We start from the raw sequence: 17,883 nt of genomic DNA on the forward strand, positions 1-17,883 counted from the left end.
GGTATCAGCGCAGCAGCGCAGCCCATTGCTCCAGCGTCGCCGCCGCCGCATAGTGGCGTGCCCGCGCCAGCAGGAATGCCGACAGAACTGGCCGGTCCAGCGCGACAATCAGCGCGGCCAGCGCTTCGCCACTGGCCTCTTCCACCACGAAGTCGCAGCGGCGCTCACCGAACAGCTCGTAGACACCACCGGCATTGGTCGAGACCACCGGCAAGCCCAGCGCCATGGCTTCAAGCACCACCAGCGGACACCCCTCGAAGCTCGACGTCAGCAGCAACACATCGGCATCGTGCAAATAGGGTGTGACATGATCCTGCCGACCCGCGAATGTCAGTCTGTCGCCCAGACCGCGCGCCCCGGCCTCAGCACGCAGCCAGCCCTCCAGCGGGCCGTCGCCCACGATGGTCAGGGCCGCTGCCACGCCTTTCGCGGCGAGTGCGGCCAGCGTATCCAGCCACAGCTGTGGCTGCTTTTCTACGGCAATGCGGCCGACAAAGAGCAGGCGCAGCGGATCGCCAGAGCCCCGGACTGCCACCGGAGCAGCCGCTGGTGACGCAGCCCCCGCATCATCATCGATGAAATTGGGCAGTACCTGCCAGCCCTTGCCCGGTTCTTGGCGCAACCAGCGGGCCAGTGAATCGCGGGCGTGCAGCGAAACAAAAACCAGTTCGCCAAGCCGGCGATAGATGTACTGGCAGGCGAAACGGTGAACCGGATTCATGCGGGCGAAGTCGTCGAGCTCGTACATCGGCCCGTGCACCCAGGCAAGCACCCGCTTGCCCAGGCCTCGCGTTGCCGCATAAGCCATATACAGCGGCAGCAGGAAGGTCCCTGCAATCACCACATCGTGATCAATGGCAATGCGTCGTGCAGCGCGCCAGCCACGCAGCCATGTCAGCGGCTTGAGTGGCCGCCACTCGCCGGACAGATCGACAACCTTCACACCGTGGATGCGCGAAGCCCACAGATTGCGATTGCCGCCAAGCAAGACCAGCGTGACGTCGAAGCCGCGCGCAACCAGACCTTCGCCCACCAGCACCGCGCAGCGCTCGACGCCGCCGAGACCCAGATCACGCAGGAAGATGGCGACCTTCATGTGCGCCCCCCTTTCTGCCCCGGCTTCAGTTTCTGCCACAGCCAGTCGCTAAGGGTCAGACGCAGCAGCTGCCTGCGCCATTTGGGCAACTCCGAAGCTGGCAGGGGCATCGCAGCATGCAGCAGCATCAACCCGGGCAGGAAGCCCAGATTGACACCCTTTGTCCGTTGCAGCGCATCGAGCCAGACCTCGCCCAGTACGCCGCGCGCGCCTTCAAGCATCACGGCCAGCTGACGCAGGATGTCGACGAAGGCGCGGAATTCGGCTGCTTGCAGCACCCTGCCCGGCTCGGCCAGCGCAGCGAATTCTTCGGCGAGCGGCTGCAGCGATACCGGCAATGCGCTTTGCGCATAAGCCTGGCGTACACGCTGGGCGGTGACCCGCAGTTCGTCGCGCTTGCCCTGGGTTATCTGGCCGGCGTGCGTGCGGTAGGCGAGCAGCACCTCGGGAACGGCGGTAAAGGTCGCACCGGCCAGCGCCAGCTCGCACCACAACGCGTAATCCTCGGCGTGGCGGGCGTTCGCCGGATAGGGGTGCGCCAGCAGCAGGCTGCGCCGTGCGAGCACGGTCGGGTGCGCAAGCGCGGCATTGAAGAGCAGCATCGAGCGAATGCCGGCATTCGTCGTCGGCAGATGCCACTCGCCCTGGCGATCTCCGAAGAAACGCACCCAGGCGCCGCAGATGTCGGCGCCGGTTTGCTGCAAGCGCGCCAGCTGCCTTTCCAGTCGCTCGGGCATACAGATATCGTCGGCATCGATGCGGGCAATCCACTCGCCCTTTGCCGCTGCGACACCTTCGTTGAGCGTGGCGATCAGGCCGCGATTCTCGCGACTGATGATGCGGAAACGGGAATCTCTTGCAGCGGCCGCCTGCAGAATCGTCAGCGTTCCATCGGTCGAGCCATCATCAAGTGCCACGCACTCCCAATGGGTATACGTCTGCAGGCAAATGGCATCAATGGTTTCCTGCAGATACCTTTCAGCATTAAAACAGGGCAGCACAAAACTGACGAGCGTATCCGTCATCCCGCAATCTCCGCATGAATCCGGCGCGCACGCCACCAGAAGGCCGCAACGATGAAGGCTTCCACCGCCAGCACGCACAGCGCGGCGCGCACCGCCGGCTCGGGCAGGTGGCTCGCAATGCCAGGCAGCGCCGGAAGCCCCCAGGGCGAGAGTGCCAGCAGCATCAGCACCACATTCAGCAGGCCTGCCGCCACCAGTACGCGACTGAAATAGCGCTCGTAGCCAAAAACCAGCAGCGTTTGCTGCCCGTAGACATAGGAGAGCGCACCAAGCAGGATGACCGGCGCCATCACGACTAGCACCGGCTCCGTTCCACCATACTCGGCGCCCAGAATCCAGACGATGACAGGCGTTACCAGCACCAGTCCCAGCGCCATCAGCAGGCCGATTCCGCCCTGCAGTTTCCAGGCGCGGCGGATCAGCGCCAGCGCGGCAGGCCTGTCGTGGGCGGCCAGCTGTGCAATGCGCGGGTAGGTGGCCTGCACCAGCGGCCCCTGCAAGCCCTGCGCGATATAAATCAGCTTGCTGGCGGCAGCAAACAGGCCCACCTGTGCCGCAACGGCAAAACTCCCCAGCAGGGCGGCAGTCGAGGTTGTGTACAGGCTGGTCGAAATCGCCGACAGAAAGAATGGCCAGCTGGCGTGCAATGCCTCGCGCAATTCGGCAAGGCTGACCCGTAGCCAAGGCGGGCGACTCACGCCCCAGCCAGTCGCGCACCAGAAGAGGCCAGCCAGTACCTGCGGCGCAGCCTGCAGCACAACGGCCAGTAGCACATCCTCGGGCCCGTCCACCCAGAACAGCAGGAAACCGAGCGTCATGACCCGCGCAACGACCATCATGGCGGAGGCCAGCTGCATTTTCTCGAAGCCCTGGAAATACCAGATCGGGAACAGCACGGAACTCAGGATGTAGAGCTGGCTGGCGAGAAAGACATCCGCGTGCGCGCGCCAGCTGCCCAGCGTGAATGTCAGCAACAGCAGGATGAGCGACGAGCCCCCCATCAGCAGCGTCTTGGCCCATGTCACCCGCCAGAACACGCGCGCAGCGGCTCGGGGGTCATCGCGCACCTGGGCAATGTCGCGTACCGCCGACAGGTTGAAGCCGAAATCGGTCAGCAGTACGCCGTACTGGACCATGGCAAACGCAAAGTTCATCACCCCGAAACCGGCTGGCTCGAGCGTGCGCGCCAGAAACGGAAAGGTAACGAAGGACACCAGATAATTCAGCCCCTGGATCAGATAGAGCGCATAAATGGTGGATTTGAGGCGGGAATCGAGCGACATAAGCTGCTGTTGGAAAAACCAGCGTCTCCAAATCAAGCACGGGGCAAAGCCCGGTGCGAACCGGGAACCGTAAAGCCAGAGGCCTGTTTCTTTGCTTTACATGGGGTCTACCGGCTGCGCCGAGTGTGGTTCAACACCCTGGCAAGGAGGCACAGACGACAATGCCCCGGATTGTACGCCGGGGCATTGCTGCACGTGTAACGGGTTTCAGCCGGCGTAGCCGTCCGGATTGCCGCTTTGCCAGCGCCAGGAATCGGCGCACATGTCGTCCAGTGTCTTTTCTGCCGCCCAGCCAAGCTGCTCGCGCGCCGAAGCCGGGTCGGCGTAACAGGCGGCCACATCACCGGGGCGGCGATCGACGATCTGGTAGGGAATGGGTCGCCCGGATGCCTTTTCAAATGCCCTGACCATGTCGAGCACCGAATAACCCACACCGGTCCCCAGATTCACGGTCAGGAGGCCCGGGTGCTGCTGCAGCTTCTGCAGGGCCTTGGCATGCCCGCGCGCCAGATCGACCACATGGATATAGTCGCGCACGCCGGTGCCGTCGTGCGTCGGGTAATCGCCGCCGAATACCGACAGCTGCGCACGCTTGCCAACGGCTACCTGCGTCACAAAGGGCATCAGGTTATTCGGAATTCCCTGTGGATCTTCGCCGATTCGACCGGACGGGTGTGCGCCAACCGGATTGAAATAGCGCAGCAGCGCCACATCCCAGCCCGGATTCACGTTCATGAAGTCGCGCAGCATGTCTTCGATCATCAACTTCGAGCGGCCATAGGGATTGGTCGCAGACAGCGGGAAATCTTCGCGGATCGGCACGCTGGCCGGATCGCCATAGACGGTAGCACTGCTGGAAAACACCAGTTGCGTGACATTCGCCGCCGCCATGGCTTCCAGCAGCCGGACGGTGCCGACAACATTGTTGTCGTAGTACATCAGCGGCATGGCAACCGACTCGCCCACGGCCTTCAGCCCGGCAAAATGCACTACGGCGCGAAACGGGTAGGCGGCAAACGCAGCATCCAGCGCCGCGCGGTCGCGCACGTCCCCTTCGATGCAGGCCACCGGTTTGCCGGAAAGGTCTTCCAGCCGGCGCAGCACTTCGGGCTTCGCATTGCTGAAGTTGTCAAAAATGACGGGGGTAAACCCTGCCGCACACAATTCCAGATAGGTATGCGAACCTATGTAACCGGCACCGCCGGTCAGCAGCACATACATTGCAGCGTATCCTTAACAATCAGGTGCGCTCTACGCGCAATCCAATCCAATTCAGGCGCCCTCTACGCGCGCCCTGATCTGACTCAGGCGCGTTCCACGCGCCACAGCATCCATCCTGCCAGCCCGAACAGGACCGCCGAGGGCAAAAGAGTAATCAGCATCGGTGGTAATGAATACAGGTCACCCACATGCATCACCACCCGGTTCAGGAAGTTGAAACCGACCCCCAGCAGAATACCGAGGAAAATCCGTACGCCAACATTGCTGCTGCGCCGTTGCAGCAGCGCGAATGGCAGCGCGATCAGGATCATCGAAATGCAGGCCAGCGGATAGAAAATCTTGCTCCACAGCGCCAGATCATAGCGCTGCGTGCGCTGTTTGTTCTGATCCAGGTGATCGAGATAGCGCATCAATGCCATCACCGACATGTCGTTGGGCTTGACCATCAGCACGGCCAGCATGTCGGGCGACACTTCGGATTTCCAGACGGCACCCGGCATGGTTTTCAGCGTCGTACCGGCCTGATCGGGCAGGAACTGCGTTTCACGCACGTCAGACAGCTTCCATGTGCCGTCACCGCCATACTGTGCTGCACGCGCTTCCAGCAGACGATCCAGCGTCGTGCCACGACCAAGGTAGAGAATGCGGACATCCCGCAGCGACAGATCCGGCAGCATGGCAGCGATATTGACGATCTGCCCGCCATCCTTCACCCAGATGCCGGAGCGGAAGTTGCCGGCCAGCACCGATTTGGTCGCCTTCATGCGGTGGCGGTTGGCCTCGGCGGTGGCCGCCGGCGCCAGCACTTCGCCGATCAGTACGGTCAGCAGCGCAAAGATGAGGCCGACGAGCGCCAGCCAGCGCGCAAACTGTGCCAGCGACACACCGGCTGCACGCATCACGACGATTTCGGAATTGCCGGCCAGCGTCGAAAGCGCAAACACGGCGCCGATCAGCACCGACACCGGCAGCAGCTCGTACACGTGTGCCGGCGCTTCCAGCAGCACATACCAGGTAGCGGCGGCGAAGCTGTAGCCGCCCTTGCCGATATTGCCCAGTTCGCCAATCAGGTCGAAAAAGACGAACAGCGACAACAGCACCATCAGCGCGGCAAAAATATAGGTGGCAACCTCTCGGGTCAGATACCAGGCAAGACGCATCATCCCGGGTAATCCATCAGGGCGCGCGATGATGGGAAGGTGATGCGCGAGTGGATTGATGCACGGGCGACAAGCCCATAGCCCGGCCTACGGGCGCGAAGCACGGGCGTCAAGACGCCGCGAAGCGCCCGCCAGCACGCGCGCAGGTTCGCAGGACCGCCTAATGGATTATCCGGGATCATGTGCTTTATCTCCGCAGCCGTGAACGCCACCAGTACAGCCAGACAGTAAGCCCGGCAGCCAGCAGATGCAGTGGCCACATGCCCACCCAGCCCGGAATCTTGCCGGACGCCAGCCAGGACTGGGCGATGTTCATGCAGTTGTAGTAAAGGAAAGCCAGTACGCCGGCAAACAGGATGTTCATCATGCGCCCGCCTCGCGCATTGAAAAATGCCAGCGGAATCGCTGCCAGCGCCAGAATCAGCGAGGCGATCGGCAGTGCCAGCCGCCAATGCAGTTCGGCCTGCTGCTCGGGAATCTTGCTGCCCAGCAGCGCCCGCGTCGGCTGCGCCTGGTTGGCCGGGCTGACCGCCGGACGAGCCGGGTCTTCGATGCGCACACGGCCGCTTTCCATCTGCAGCAGATCGTAATTCAGCGTCCCCGGCACGGCCTCGTAAGCATGCGCCCCCTTGAGCCATACCCAGCGGTCGCCTTGCTCGTCAAGATAAAGCCCGCCCCGCTCGGCCAGAATGAAGCTGAGCTTGTCACCACGCCGAATCTGCATGAAGACATTGTTGCCGGCCTGCGCCATGCCCGAAAAATTCTCGACGAAATACACGCGGTCAGCGCTGCCGGCCTCGCGAAAGACCCCCGGCGACAATTGCGTCATGTCCTGCTTGGCCAGCGCGGCTTCGCGGAATTCGCGGTTTTTCTGCGAGGCCCAGGGAGAAACGAAAAGCGACATGCTGCCAATCAGCAGCACCACGGGAACGGCAAAACCGAGCACCGGACGGATGAAATCGGCAACCGAGCGGCCACAGGCAAACCAGACCACCATTTCATGGTCTTTCCACAGCCGTGTCATGACGGCAAGGATGCTCACGAACAGCATCAGCGACAGCAGCACGGGCAGATAGCGCACGGCCGCAAAGCCCATTACCACCCAGACGGCACTGGAGGCCAGTGCGCCGACCGCCGCCTCGCCCAGCAGGCGCACGATCTGCGTGGTCAGCACGATCAGCAGCAGGACGATGAACAGCCCCAGCGCGACCCAGACCATTTCGTTTACAAGGCGTTTGCGAAAAAGCATGCAGTCCGTTTTTGACTTTGGAAAAAGGGAGGGACGATAATCCAGCGACAGGCGCGAGCCGCAACCGGCGCTTGCCGGCGCATCCGCTACCGGCTGGCCGGGGCCAGCCGCCATATTACTGCTTAGCATCCGATCAGGAGTTCGCCGTGGAATTTACCATAAAACAGCTCAGTCCCGTGGTGGACGGTAGCGATTGCCTCATCCTGCCGGTCTGCGGCACGACCCTGCCCGCGATCACCCAGGAACTCGACACCGCCCTCGGCGGACGCCTAAGCGAACTGGTCGCCGCGGGCGACGTTGCCGCCAAGCCGGGCAGCACTGCCCTGCTGCTGCTGGCCGGTGCACTGCCTGCCAGAAAAGCCCTGCTGGTCCAGACCGGCGAAACCGAAGAGGACCTGCTGACCGCCAGCCGTGCCGCAGCCAGGGCGCTGGCCGCAGCCGATCCGGCATCCGCGACGAGTTACCTCGCCCATGCAGCACCGAAAAAAGCGGACTTCCAAGCGCAGGCGCAGGCCTTCGTGCAGGCACTGAAAACCGAACAGTACCGCGCCGGTAACTGGAAATCCGAAAAAGAAGCGGCCAGAAAACTCGGCCACATCCACCTCAGCCACGCCAAGAAGAGCGAAGGCGCCGCCATCGAGCAGGGACTGGCGGCCGGGCTGGCCCTGGGCCACGGCATCAATCTCACCCGCGAACTGGGCGACACCCCCGGCAATATCTGCACCCCGTCCTATCTGGCGGACACGGCCCGCGAGCTGGCCAGGGAGCTGCGTTTTGACTGCGAAGTGCTGGAGCAGGCCGAGCTGGAAAAACTCGGCATGGGGTCCTTCCTTGGTGTAGCCAAAGGCTCCAGCGAAGCACCCAAGCTGATCGTGCTGAACTACAAGGGCGGCAAGAAATCGCACAAGCCAGTGGCTCTCGTGGGCAAGGGCATCACCTTCGATTCCGGCGGCATTTCGCTCAAACCGGGCGAAGCCATGGATGAAATGAAGTACGACATGTGCGGTGCCGCCACCGTGCTGGGCGTCTTCCGTGCAGTCGCCGAGCTGGGCCTGCCGGTTAATCTGGTCGGCGTGATTGCCGCCTGCGAAAACATGCCGGCCGGCAACGCCAGCAAACCCGGCGACGTGGTCACCAGCATGTCCGGCCAGACCATCGAAATCCTCAATACCGATGCCGAAGGCCGCCTCATCCTCTGCGACGCGCTGACCTTTGTCGGCAAGTACAAGCCGGAAGTCGTCATCGACATCGCCACGCTCACCGGCGCCTGCGTCATCGCGCTGGGCAGTGTGGCAAGCGGCCTCTTTGCCAACGACGACGCACTTGCGGACGAACTGCTTGCCGCAGCAAAGGCAGCGGACGACAAGGCCTGGCGCATGCCGCTGTGGGATGACTACCAGGAACAGCTGAAATCCAATTTCGCGGACATGGCCAATATCGGCGGCCGCCCGGCCGGCTCGATCACCGCCGCCTGCTTCCTGTCGCGTTTCGCGAAAGACTACCGCTGGGCGCATCTGGACATTGCCGGCACGGCATGGAAATCCGGCGCGGCCAAGGGCGCCACCGGCCGGCCGGTGCCGCTGCTGGTCAGCTACCTGCGTCAGTACGGCAGCAAGTAAGCGCACTGCGGGGCCGCCCACCGCCTGTACGGCTTCGCCAGGCAGCCAGCCGGAACCCGCAGCGCCCCATTTTGCCGTTACACTGGCACAACCGCCCGGCACGCCGGGTGGTGCCCCCGATCAATCCGCCGCAACCAGGTAAGCATGACGACGGTCGACCTGAGCTTTTACTTCAACGTCCGCAGCCGCGAGACGGCCCTGTGCCAGCTCGTCGGCAAGGCGCTGGCGCAGAATCTGCGCATCAGCGTGCTGGCCGCCAGCCAGCACGACGCGCACGAGCTCGACCGTCTGCTCTGGAGCGTTCCCCAGACCGGTTTCCTGCCGCACTGTGCGGCCGACGATCCGCGCGCGGCTGATACTCCCGTCATCGTCGACCACCGCGCGGCACTGCTGCCGGCCAATCCGGTGGTCTTCAACTGGAGCGGCGCAGCCATCACGCCGCCGGCAGGGTGCGAGCGCCTGATCGAAATCGTCGACCGTGATGATGACGAGCGCATCCGCGCACGGGCGCGCTGGATGGATTACAAGAGCGCCGGACTCACCCCGCGCGCCATCGACCTGCAGGAGCCATCGCACCGTGGCTGAGCAAAAAGACGACAGCATCAACCCGCTTTTCAACAAGATGAACGCCCTGATGGCGCGTCATCGCGGCGGCAGTGCGAAACAGGAGGACGACATCCCCGTCCTCACACAGGAAACCATCGCCCCGGAAATCCCGGTGCTGCAGGACGAAGTGCCGCTGCCGGTGCTGACTCTGGATAGCCGCGGCCCCGACAGCGGCCTGATGTTCGACCCGCTTGAAACCATCCCGCCACAGCCCGCTGCCAGCAGGCCAGCACCAGCCGCCCAACCGGCACTGCCGCCGGGCGGGCTGATGTTCGACCCGGAGGAATTCCTGCGCCCGCCTCCGCCACCGGTGCTGGACGCCGACGAGGCCGAAGCGGCCGAGCCGGCAGCCGAGAACAGCCCAGCTCCCGTACCGCCAGCCACCGGTGCCGCGCTGTTCATGGACCTGCCGCTGCTTGATCTGGATGCACTGAGCAGCCCCGTCGTGACAACTCCTGTCGCGCAGGAACCACCAGCCATCGAAGAGCCGCACGACATCACGCTGGCCTTCGACCTTGAGCTGATGTCCCAGCCCGAGCCGGTCGCAACAGCACCAGCCAGCGATGAGCTCGCCATTGACTCATGGGGTATTCCACTAGAGCCCAACAAAAACGAAAGCTTTAGCAACATACCCGAAGAAGTAATCAGCATTGACGCCTTCCCGCCCGGTGCAGGCCGCGCAGCGGTGGCCGAAGAAGACATCACGCCGCCGCCCGCACCGCTGATCGAGGCCATCCCCGAAGCGGCTCCGCCCGTCACGCCAGCCTTCCCCGATCTGCCGCACGAGCATGAAGTGCTGGACGAAGGCTACTGGTCGCTCGGCACACCGGACCTGCAGGACGAACCCGCCATCGACCTTGCCACGCCGGCGGATGCAACATCCGGCAGCGGTTTTCCCGCCATGCATGCGCCGGCCGCCACCGCCGCCGCAGCCAGCCAGCTCGACCCGGCCTACTGGGCGCTGAATACGCCGGCGGAAACGCCACCGGCTGACGACGCCATGCTGGAACTGGCCGCCCAGCGGATCACGCCACCGCCGCACGCTCCGAGGGAGGCCGACCTGCCGGCCATGCTGATCTGGGAAGACCCGGAAAGCGGCGACATCCTGAGCATCGAGCCCGGCCCGGAAGAGGAAGATTTGCAGGCGCTGTTCGGCGAACCGCATCTGGATGACATGCCACCGCCAGCACCAAACGAGCCGGTGCGCCTCAGCGACGCCGACGTGCAGGACATTTCCGCCATGGTCGGCGCGCACCTCGCCGTCGAAATCACGGCCGAGGTCGAGCAGCTCACGCGCCAGCACTTCGCCAAGCTGATGAGCTCGCTCTATGGCGACACGCTGCGCCAGCTTACCGACGCAGTCTGCAACGAGCTGGAAGCCAAAATCGGCGAGCGCATCGTCGCGCTGGTGCAGGGCGAACTGAAGGATCGCGGCCTGCTCGGCGAAGAATAAAATCGAAGAATTGCATGGATTCGGCCCTGCAAGCGCCGGCCAGGCAGGTCGTGATTTGCCACGTATATCCACGCAACCTTTTCCTTGAAAGGGCTGCAGGCGCATACACAACCATGTATCAATAACTCGCGCCTGATCGCTCCGGCTGCCAGCCTCACACGCTATAATCTGCGGTTATTTTGCCATTTCCGCGACTTGAGCCCATGAGCACAGCCCTCGACAACCTCGCCAAATCCTTCGAACCTGCCGACATCGAGCGCAACTGGTACCCGCGCTGGGAAGGCGCGAACTACTTCTCGCCCAGCATGGACATGGATGCACCGTCCTTCTGCATCCAGCTGCCGCCGCCGAACGTCACCGGCACGCTGCACATGGGCCATGCCTTCAACCAGACCATCATGGACGGCCTGACACGCTATCACCGCATGAAGGGCGACAACACGCTGTGGCTGCCGGGCACCGACCACGCCGGCATCGCCACGCAGATCGTCGTCGAGCGCCAGCTGGCCGCCGCCGGCCAGGAGCGCCACAGCATGGGTCGCCCGGCCTTCCTGGAAAAGGTCTGGGAATGGAAGAAGGAATCGGGCGACACCATCACCCGCCAGATGCGCCGCATGGGTGCCTCGGTGGACTGGCGCCGTGAATACTTCACCATGGACGACAAGATGTCCAAGGCGGTGGTCGAAGCCTTCGTGCGCCTGTACAACGACGGGCTGATCTACCGCGGCAAGCGCCTGTCGAACTGGGATGCCAAGCTCGGCACCGCCATCTCCGACCTCGAAGTGATCTCCGAGGAAGAAAACGGCAGCATGTGGCACATCAAGTACCCCGTGGTCGGTTCGGACGAATTCATTACTGTGGCCACCACCCGTCCGGAAACGCTGCTGGGTGACGTGGCCGTCGCCATCGCGCCGGACGACGAGCGTTATCAGCATCTGCTGGGCAAGCAAGTCGAATTGCCGCTGACCGGCCGCCAGATTCCGGTGATTGCCGATGAATACGTCGACAAGGAATTCGGCACCGGCTTTGTGAAGATCACCCCGGCGCACGACTTCAACGACTATCAGGTCGGCAAGCGTCACGATACCAAACTGATCAACGTGATGAGCCTGCAGGCGACCATCCTCGCCAACGCGCAGGTGTTCAGCTTCGACGGTACCCAGCACGACGGTTTCGCGCTGCCGGCGGCCTACGCCGGCCTCACCACCGCGCAGGCACGCAAGGCGATGCTGGCCGATCTGGAAGCACAGGGCCTGCTGCTCGACACCAAGCCGCACAAACTGATGGTGCCGCGCGGCGACCGCACCGGCACGGTGATCGAGCCGCTGCTCACCGACCAGTGGTTTGTGGCGATGACCAAGCCGACCAAGGACGGCCGCAGCATTACCGACAAGGCGCTCGACGTGGTGAAGAACGGCCAGGTCGAGTTTGTTCCGGGTGACTGGGTGAACACCTACTACGCCTGGCTGAACAACATCCAGGACTGGTGTATCAGCCGCCAGCTGTGGTGGGGCCACCAGATTCCGGCGTGGTACGACGAAGACGGCAAGGTCTATGTGGGCCGCGACGAAGCCGAAGCGCAGGCACAAGCGCCGGGCAAAACGCTGCGCCGCGAAGACGACGTGCTCGACACCTGGTTCTCTTCCGCACTGGTGCCGTTCTCCAGTCTTGGCTGGCCGGAACAGACGCCGGACCTGAAAGCCTTCCTGCCGTCCTCGGTACTGGTTACCGGCTACGACATCATCTTCTTCTGGGTTGCCCGGATGATCATGATGACCACGCACTTCTGCGACACCGTGCCGTTCAAGCACGTGTACGTGCACGGCCTGGTGCGCGATGCGGAAGGCAACAAGATGTCCAAATCCGAGGGCAACGTACTCGACCCGGTCGACCTGATCGACGGCATCGAGCTCGCCCCGCTGCTGGAAAAGCGCACCACCGGCCTGCGCCGCCCGGAAAAGGCACCGCAAGTCGCCAAGAAGACCGAGAAGGAATTCCCCAACGGTATTCCTGCTTATGGTGTTGACGCGCTGCGCTTCACCTTCGCTTCGCTGGCCTCGCTGGGCCGCTCGATCAACTTCGACGGCAAGCGCTGCGAGGGCTATCGCAACTTCTGCAACAAGATCTGGAACGCCACGCGCTTCGTGCTGATGAATGTCGAAGGCAAGGACTGCGGTCTGGAAGCTGGCGCCGAGCTCGATTACAGCTTTGCCGACAAGTGGATTATCGGCCGCCTGCAACAGGCCGAAGCCGACATCACCCACGCGCTGGACACCTTCCGCTTCGACCTCGCCGCGCAGCAGATCTACGAATTCGTCTGGAACGAGTACTGTGACTGGTACATCGAGCTGGCCAAGGTCAGCACGCAGACCGGCAGCGAAGCACAGCAGCGCGCCACCCGCCGCACGCTGATCCGCGTACTGGAAACCATCCTGCGTCTGACTCACCCGATCATGCCCTTCATTACCGAAGAGCTGTGGCAAACCGTCGCGCCGCTGGCCGGCAAGAAGGACACCGACTCGCTGATGCTCGCGCAGTGGCCGGTGGCGGATCTCTCGAAGGTCGACGCGGATGCCAACGCCACGGTGGACACGCTGAAGTCGCTGGCCTTTGCCGCACGTAACCTGCGTGGCGAAATGGGCCTGTCGCCCGCCGTGAAAGCGCCGCTGTATCTGGAAGGTGACGAGACGCTTTCGCAGTTCGTGGCGTACCTGAAGCCACTGGCCAAGCTGTCCGAAGTGCACATCGTCGCCAGGCTGCCGGAAGACGACGCACCGGTCGCCGTCGCCGGGACCACGCGCATGATGCTGGTGGTCGAAGTCGACAAGGCCGCCGAGACGGCGCGTGTCACCAAGGAAATCGGCAAGACGACCGACGCCCGCGACAAGCTGCTCGCCAAGCTGGAAAAGCCCGGCTACACCGACAAAGCCCCCGCGCACCTGGTCGAAAAAGACCGCGCGCAGCTGGCGGAGTTGAATGAGAAGCTGGCGAAGCTGGCTGCGCAGCTGGAAAAGCTGAAGTAACCGATTAAAAGAGCCGCAACAGCGGCTTTTTTAGTAGTATTAGAGAGTGAATTACTCCTGTATGTAAACTTGTGCACTAGGAGGTGTTTATGCCGATTCCATTGTTACTTATCGCACAAGCACTTGCTGCCGGAGGAACAATCGTTCCTCATGCTGCGGGGGGAATGATCGTAACTTCAAGCAGCGGATATGTAGCTGGTACTTACTTAAGCACTAGTGCTATTAGTACTTTGCTTGGTTTGGGCGGCACAGCTTTGGGCGCAGGAGCCACTCTCATTTCTGGTGCTGCATCAGCCATAATTGGCGGACCTGGAATTTTCGGTACCACAATTGGTGCATCAGGAATTACAGGGATGCTAATGTCTGCCGGCATCATCTCATCAACCCCTGTCTGGGTACCGGTGCTGGCAATTGGGGGTGGCATAACATCCCTAGGTGCGGGTGTTTTTCTTTATCGATTACGGAAAAAAGCAGCCTCAACCCCTAAAGGGGAAGAAGCTCATTTTTCGGAGTTAGAAGCGAAATTCATTGAAAAACTCGTACAATTTCTTGCCAAAAACAAACCTGGCGATGCAACTCTATAACTGACCATACAAGCGCCGTAGGGCGCAATTGCCGCAGGCATTGCGCCGAATGAGTCAAATCAAACAATATTTTCATTCTGAAAGCTGCAAGGTTTTCTGCGCCTGCGGCGCGGTGTTTGCATGCGCGTTCCGCCGCGCGCACGGGAAGGAGGCTTTGACTCGGCAAAGCCCCCTTCACCCGAAAGCCGAGCCCGGTCCGCCGGCCCTTCGGGCTGCCCTGCGATGCTCGCAATCAACATCGCGGGTTCGAAACTCGCCCTTCGGGCTCAAACATCTCACCCGCGAAACCCTGTTGATCGCTGTGCTTCTCGGCGGCTGCGAGGGCATCGCGTGCTAAATGCATCCCGGCATACCCATGCAGCGATAAGGCCATAGCCAAATATCTTTAATGGCTGCAACCATATACCCAGAAGGACAGCCGCAATCATGTCGGGCTTCATTTCATTCACCGCGTACGGCGCACTCGTAGGGCGTCAATGAGCGAAGCGAATTGCGCCGCATGAATCACATCAAACCGCTGCGTTCAATCTGAAGCCTGCAAGGTTTTCTGCGCCTGCGGCGCGGTGTTTGCATGCGCGTTCCGCCGCGCGCACGGGAAGGAGGCTTTGTCTCGGCAAAGCCCCCTTCACCCGAAAGCCGAGCCCGCTCCGCCGCCCCTTCGGGGTGCCCTGCGATGCTCGCAATCAACAGCGCGGGTTCGAAACTCGCCCTTCGGGCTCAAACATCTCACCCGCGAAACCCTGTTGATCGCTGCGCTTCTCGGCGGCTGCGAGGGCATCGCGTGCTAAACACATCCCGGCATACCCATGTAGTGATAAGCCCACAGCCAAATACCTTAAAGGGCTTCAGCTATATACCTATCGAAGTAAGATGGGTTGAGCGATAGCAAAATCCAACAGGACAGTCGCAATCATGCTGGGCTTCATTGCATTCAGCCCAACGAATCACCTCACAGCCAATTAGCACGCCCCGCCCTGAAGCCGCCGAGAAGCGCAGCAAGCCGCAGGGTTTCGCGGGTGAGATGTTTGAGGGCGAAGCCCGAGTTTCGAACCCGCGCTGTGACTTGCGAGCATCGCAGGGCAGCCCGAAGGGCCGGCGGACCGGGCTCGCCTTTTCTTTGGTTCGTTTCTTTTGGCGAGGCAAAAGAAATGAACCCGTCCGCCGGGCGGAACCGGAATGAAAACACCGTGCCGCAGGCACATAAAACCTGTCGCTAGCCGAGTTAACCGTAGCGAGTCTCCCAAGCGCGTGGGCGGCCCCGTCCCCCCGCCGGCAATCATCCACCGCCCGGCTCTGCCACTCCAATGAGGGTGACGGCAAAGGGCGGGGTGCTGCCGCGCCTGATTTTCAGATGCAGCGGCAGGCCGGGCTTGGCGGGCACCGCGTCTTCCAGTGCACTGGCCTTGCTGCCGGCCACCCGGATGCCCTGTACTTCGATGATCTGGTCACCCTTCTGCAGGCCTCGGGCGGCGGCGGGGGAATCGCGGTCGATGCCTTCGATGGTCAGCGAACGCACGGTCGGGTTCAGGATGTTGACGCCTTCGGTCTCAGCGGAAACGTCAAAGCCGAACCAGGCATTTTCAGCCGCGAGGCCGACGCCGGGCAAGCCGAGCAGCAGAATCAGGGCAAGGGTGAATGCATGGCGACGCATCGTGTGGGCTCCTTCAGGGAAGCAATCAGGATGGCTCGCAGCTTAGGCGGCGAGCCCGCTGGCAAGCTGTTAGAAAATGTGAAAAAGCGTAGCCAGCCTGTGGCCTGCTCCGGCGCGGGCATGCGCTGCATCAAGCTCCGGCCGCGCGCCGTCAACGCCGGCGATGCCCGGCGGTAAGATGGGCGCATCGCCGCTGTCATTGCTCCCCCATGTCTCTGCACTACCTTTTCGTTCTTGCAGTCATCCTGCTGCTGGCCTGGGCCAATCTGGCGGGCCGCACCTGGTGCGCATCGCGCCGGCGTTCGCGCACCTGCATCGCGGTGCCGCCGACTGCTGCCTTCCTGCCGCTGCTGGAGGACTGGTGCGGGCGGTATGGCTATGCGCTGCAGCACCGTGACGACGGGCGGCACGTCTATCAGCGCGGGCATGGCTTCTGGTTCGGCGCGGCGCGACTGGAAGCACGACGAGTCCGGGGTGGCTGGCAGCTGGAAGCGTATGTCCGCCTGAGCGCCGGCCTTTTCACGGCCGAACTGGCGCTGGATGAAGCGGTACGACATCCGCTCGGCAAGGAGGGCAATTCGGTCGAGATTCTTCCCGTCGCGATGCTGAACGAGCGCCGGCTGGAGCTCAACCGCCTGCTGCAGGCCCTTGGCGCACCGCTGCTGGCCTGAGCACGACATTCACCGGAAAACCGCCATGCCCGATACCGACCTGTTCGCCCTCCTGAATGTCCTGATTGTTCTCGTGCTGCTGCCGCTCATTGTCTGGGCAACGCTGCTTGCCCTGCGCGCGGCCTTGCGCGGCAGCAAGGCACGCAGCGTATTCCTGATCGCGCCGCACGATGATTTCGGTGCAAGGCTGGAGCGCTGGAGCCGGGCGCACGGCTATGCCGCCGCGCGGACCGCCGACGGCATCATCCACCTGCAGCAGGAGCAGGACAATGAACTCAAGGCCATGCCGCGCCTGCAGATTTACCGGCTTGAAACGCGCTGGCAGGTCGAGGCATGGCTGGATTTTTACGTGCCACTGGCACGCTGCGAGATCGCACCGGATACCGCAAACCGGCTGGGGCGCTACCTGTGCCGGGCATTCCGGACCGAAGTCAACCTGCTGCTGCAATTGCTCGAACACCCGGAAATGCCCTGAACCATGAACCGTACATGGCACCACTACGAGTTGCGCTACAATTTTCCAGCCCGTCGTCGCCCCATGACAGGCACGCGCAGGAGAAACCGGCATGGCAGTGCCGCATAACAAACAGGCTTTGCTGGATGCCATCCTCCTGAATTACCGGCGGCTGGCCACTGATCTCGCTACCGTACCTCCAGCCCGCGCCCGCGAAGCGACGCTGCCTGGTCATGCCGCCGGCACGCTGATGAGCGTAGCCGATCTGGTCGCTTACCTGCTGGGCTGGCAACTGCTGGTACTGAAATGGTGCGAAGCCGGCGACAAGGGCCTGCACGCCGACTTGCCCGAAACGGGCTACAAGTGGAACGAACTCGGGCGGCTGGCGCAGAAATTTTATGCTGACCACGCTCACCTGCCGTATCCCGCCCTGCTGCGGCAGTTCGACGACGCTCACGCGCGCATCGTGGCCCGGGTGGAAAGGGAAAGCAATGCCACGCTCTATGGCACGCCCTGGTATGGCAAGCACACGCTCGGCCGGATGATCCAGCTAAACACCTCGTCACCGTATGCCAATGCCCGCACCCGACTGCGGCAGTGGATGAAAACCCAGGGGCTGTGAAGCTGAATGCCCGTAGGCGGGTGGTGCCGGCATTGCATCGCCAGACGGCATGCCAGAGAATGAAGTGGCAAATCCGTGAACTGCATTGCGGCCACATTATCGGCAGCCCAGTGCAGCTGCAGCCTCGCCCGTGTCATGAGCACCGCTGCAGCCTCCAGCGACAAAT

15 protein-coding genes are annotated in these 17,883 nt (G+C 62.7%); 8 read left to right on the plus strand and 7 right to left on the minus strand.

The genetic code is table 11. The features are described from left to right. Positions 1-4 precede the first annotated feature (4 nt). From H559_RS21965 to lptF, 6 genes are all read right to left on the minus strand, one after another. Positions 5-1,096 (minus strand): glycosyltransferase, encoded by a 1,092-nt coding sequence (locus H559_RS21965; protein WP_028453541.1) that lies wholly within the window; start codon positions 1,094-1,096, stop codon positions 5-7. Continuing rightward, on the minus strand, positions 1,093-2,121 hold the full coding sequence (locus H559_RS20865) for a glycosyltransferase family 2 protein (protein WP_051279668.1): 1,029 nt from the start codon (positions 2,119-2,121) through the stop codon (positions 1,093-1,095). Before H559_RS20865 ends, H559_RS21965 begins: the two co-directional genes overlap by 4 nt. Further along, complete coding sequence (locus tag H559_RS0116260; protein ID WP_028453542.1) at positions 2,118-3,404, minus strand: flippase; 1,287 nt, start codon at positions 3,402-3,404, stop codon at positions 2,118-2,120. Before H559_RS0116260 ends, H559_RS20865 begins: the two co-directional genes overlap by 4 nt. A gap of 207 nt (positions 3,405-3,611) precedes the next feature. Then, the gene (gene galE, locus H559_RS0116265; RefSeq protein ID WP_028453543.1) at positions 3,612-4,625 is read right to left on the minus strand and encodes a UDP-glucose 4-epimerase GalE; all 1,014 of its coding nucleotides are present in this window, start codon (positions 4,623-4,625) and stop codon (positions 3,612-3,614) included. Between the two features lie 83 nt (positions 4,626-4,708). After that, the gene (gene lptG, locus H559_RS0116270) at positions 4,709-5,788 is read right to left on the minus strand and encodes an LPS export ABC transporter permease LptG (RefSeq protein ID WP_028453544.1); all 1,080 of its coding nucleotides are present in this window, start codon (positions 5,786-5,788) and stop codon (positions 4,709-4,711) included. Between the two features lie 184 nt (positions 5,789-5,972). After that, positions 5,973-7,034: an LPS export ABC transporter permease LptF gene (gene lptF / locus H559_RS0116275; protein WP_028453545.1), complete on the minus strand. Its 1,062-nt coding sequence runs from the start codon at positions 7,032-7,034 to the stop codon at positions 5,973-5,975. Between the two features lie 146 nt (positions 7,035-7,180). Between lptF and H559_RS0116280 the strand changes: the two genes are divergently transcribed. The 5 genes from H559_RS0116280 (at position 7,181) to H559_RS22850 (ending at position 14,319) form a co-directional block, all read left to right on the plus strand. Next, complete coding sequence (locus tag H559_RS0116280) at positions 7,181-8,653, plus strand: leucyl aminopeptidase (RefSeq protein ID WP_028453546.1); 1,473 nt, start codon at positions 7,181-7,183, stop codon at positions 8,651-8,653. A 144-nt stretch (positions 8,654-8,797) separates the two neighbouring features. Next, complete coding sequence (locus H559_RS20870) at positions 8,798-9,238, plus strand: DNA polymerase III subunit chi (RefSeq protein ID WP_051279672.1); 441 nt, start codon at positions 8,798-8,800, stop codon at positions 9,236-9,238. Beyond that, entirely contained in the window at positions 9,231-10,712 is a 1,482-nt protein-coding gene (locus tag H559_RS0116290; protein ID WP_028453547.1) for a hypothetical protein, read from the plus strand. Before H559_RS20870 ends, H559_RS0116290 begins: the two co-directional genes overlap by 8 nt. 203 nt (positions 10,713-10,915) lie before the next feature. Next, the gene (locus H559_RS0116295; RefSeq protein ID WP_028453548.1) at positions 10,916-13,735 is read left to right on the plus strand and encodes a valine--tRNA ligase; all 2,820 of its coding nucleotides are present in this window, start codon (positions 10,916-10,918) and stop codon (positions 13,733-13,735) included. Positions 13,736-13,824: 89 nt separating this feature from the next. After that, the gene (locus H559_RS22850; protein ID WP_155845469.1) at positions 13,825-14,319 is read left to right on the plus strand and encodes a hypothetical protein; all 495 of its coding nucleotides are present in this window, start codon (positions 13,825-13,827) and stop codon (positions 14,317-14,319) included. A 1,276-nt stretch (positions 14,320-15,595) separates the two neighbouring features. On the opposite strand, the gene H559_RS0116300 is transcribed toward H559_RS22850, so the two are convergent. Continuing rightward, on the minus strand, positions 15,596-15,970 hold the full coding sequence (locus tag H559_RS0116300) for a PDZ domain-containing protein (protein WP_028453549.1): 375 nt from the start codon (positions 15,968-15,970) through the stop codon (positions 15,596-15,598). Between the two features lie 209 nt (positions 15,971-16,179). On the opposite strand from H559_RS0116300, the gene H559_RS0116310 reads away from it, so the two are divergent. From H559_RS0116310 to H559_RS0116320, 3 genes are all read left to right on the plus strand, one after another. Continuing rightward, positions 16,180-16,641 (plus strand): hypothetical protein, encoded by a 462-nt coding sequence (locus H559_RS0116310; RefSeq protein ID WP_028453550.1) that lies wholly within the window; start codon positions 16,180-16,182, stop codon positions 16,639-16,641. 25 nt (positions 16,642-16,666) lie between these two features. Further along, positions 16,667-17,116: a hypothetical protein gene (locus H559_RS0116315; protein ID WP_028453551.1), complete on the plus strand. Its 450-nt coding sequence runs from the start codon at positions 16,667-16,669 to the stop codon at positions 17,114-17,116. Positions 17,117-17,207: 91 nt separating this feature from the next. Next, the gene (locus tag H559_RS0116320; RefSeq protein ID WP_028453552.1) at positions 17,208-17,717 is read left to right on the plus strand and encodes a ClbS/DfsB family four-helix bundle protein; all 510 of its coding nucleotides are present in this window, start codon (positions 17,208-17,210) and stop codon (positions 17,715-17,717) included. The last annotated feature ends 166 nt before the right edge of the window (positions 17,718-17,883 follow it).

The organism is Chitinilyticum aquatile DSM 21506, assembly GCF_000430805.1.
In the GTDB taxonomy this organism is placed as follows: domain Bacteria; phylum Pseudomonadota; class Gammaproteobacteria; order Burkholderiales; family Chitinibacteraceae; genus Chitinilyticum; species Chitinilyticum aquatile.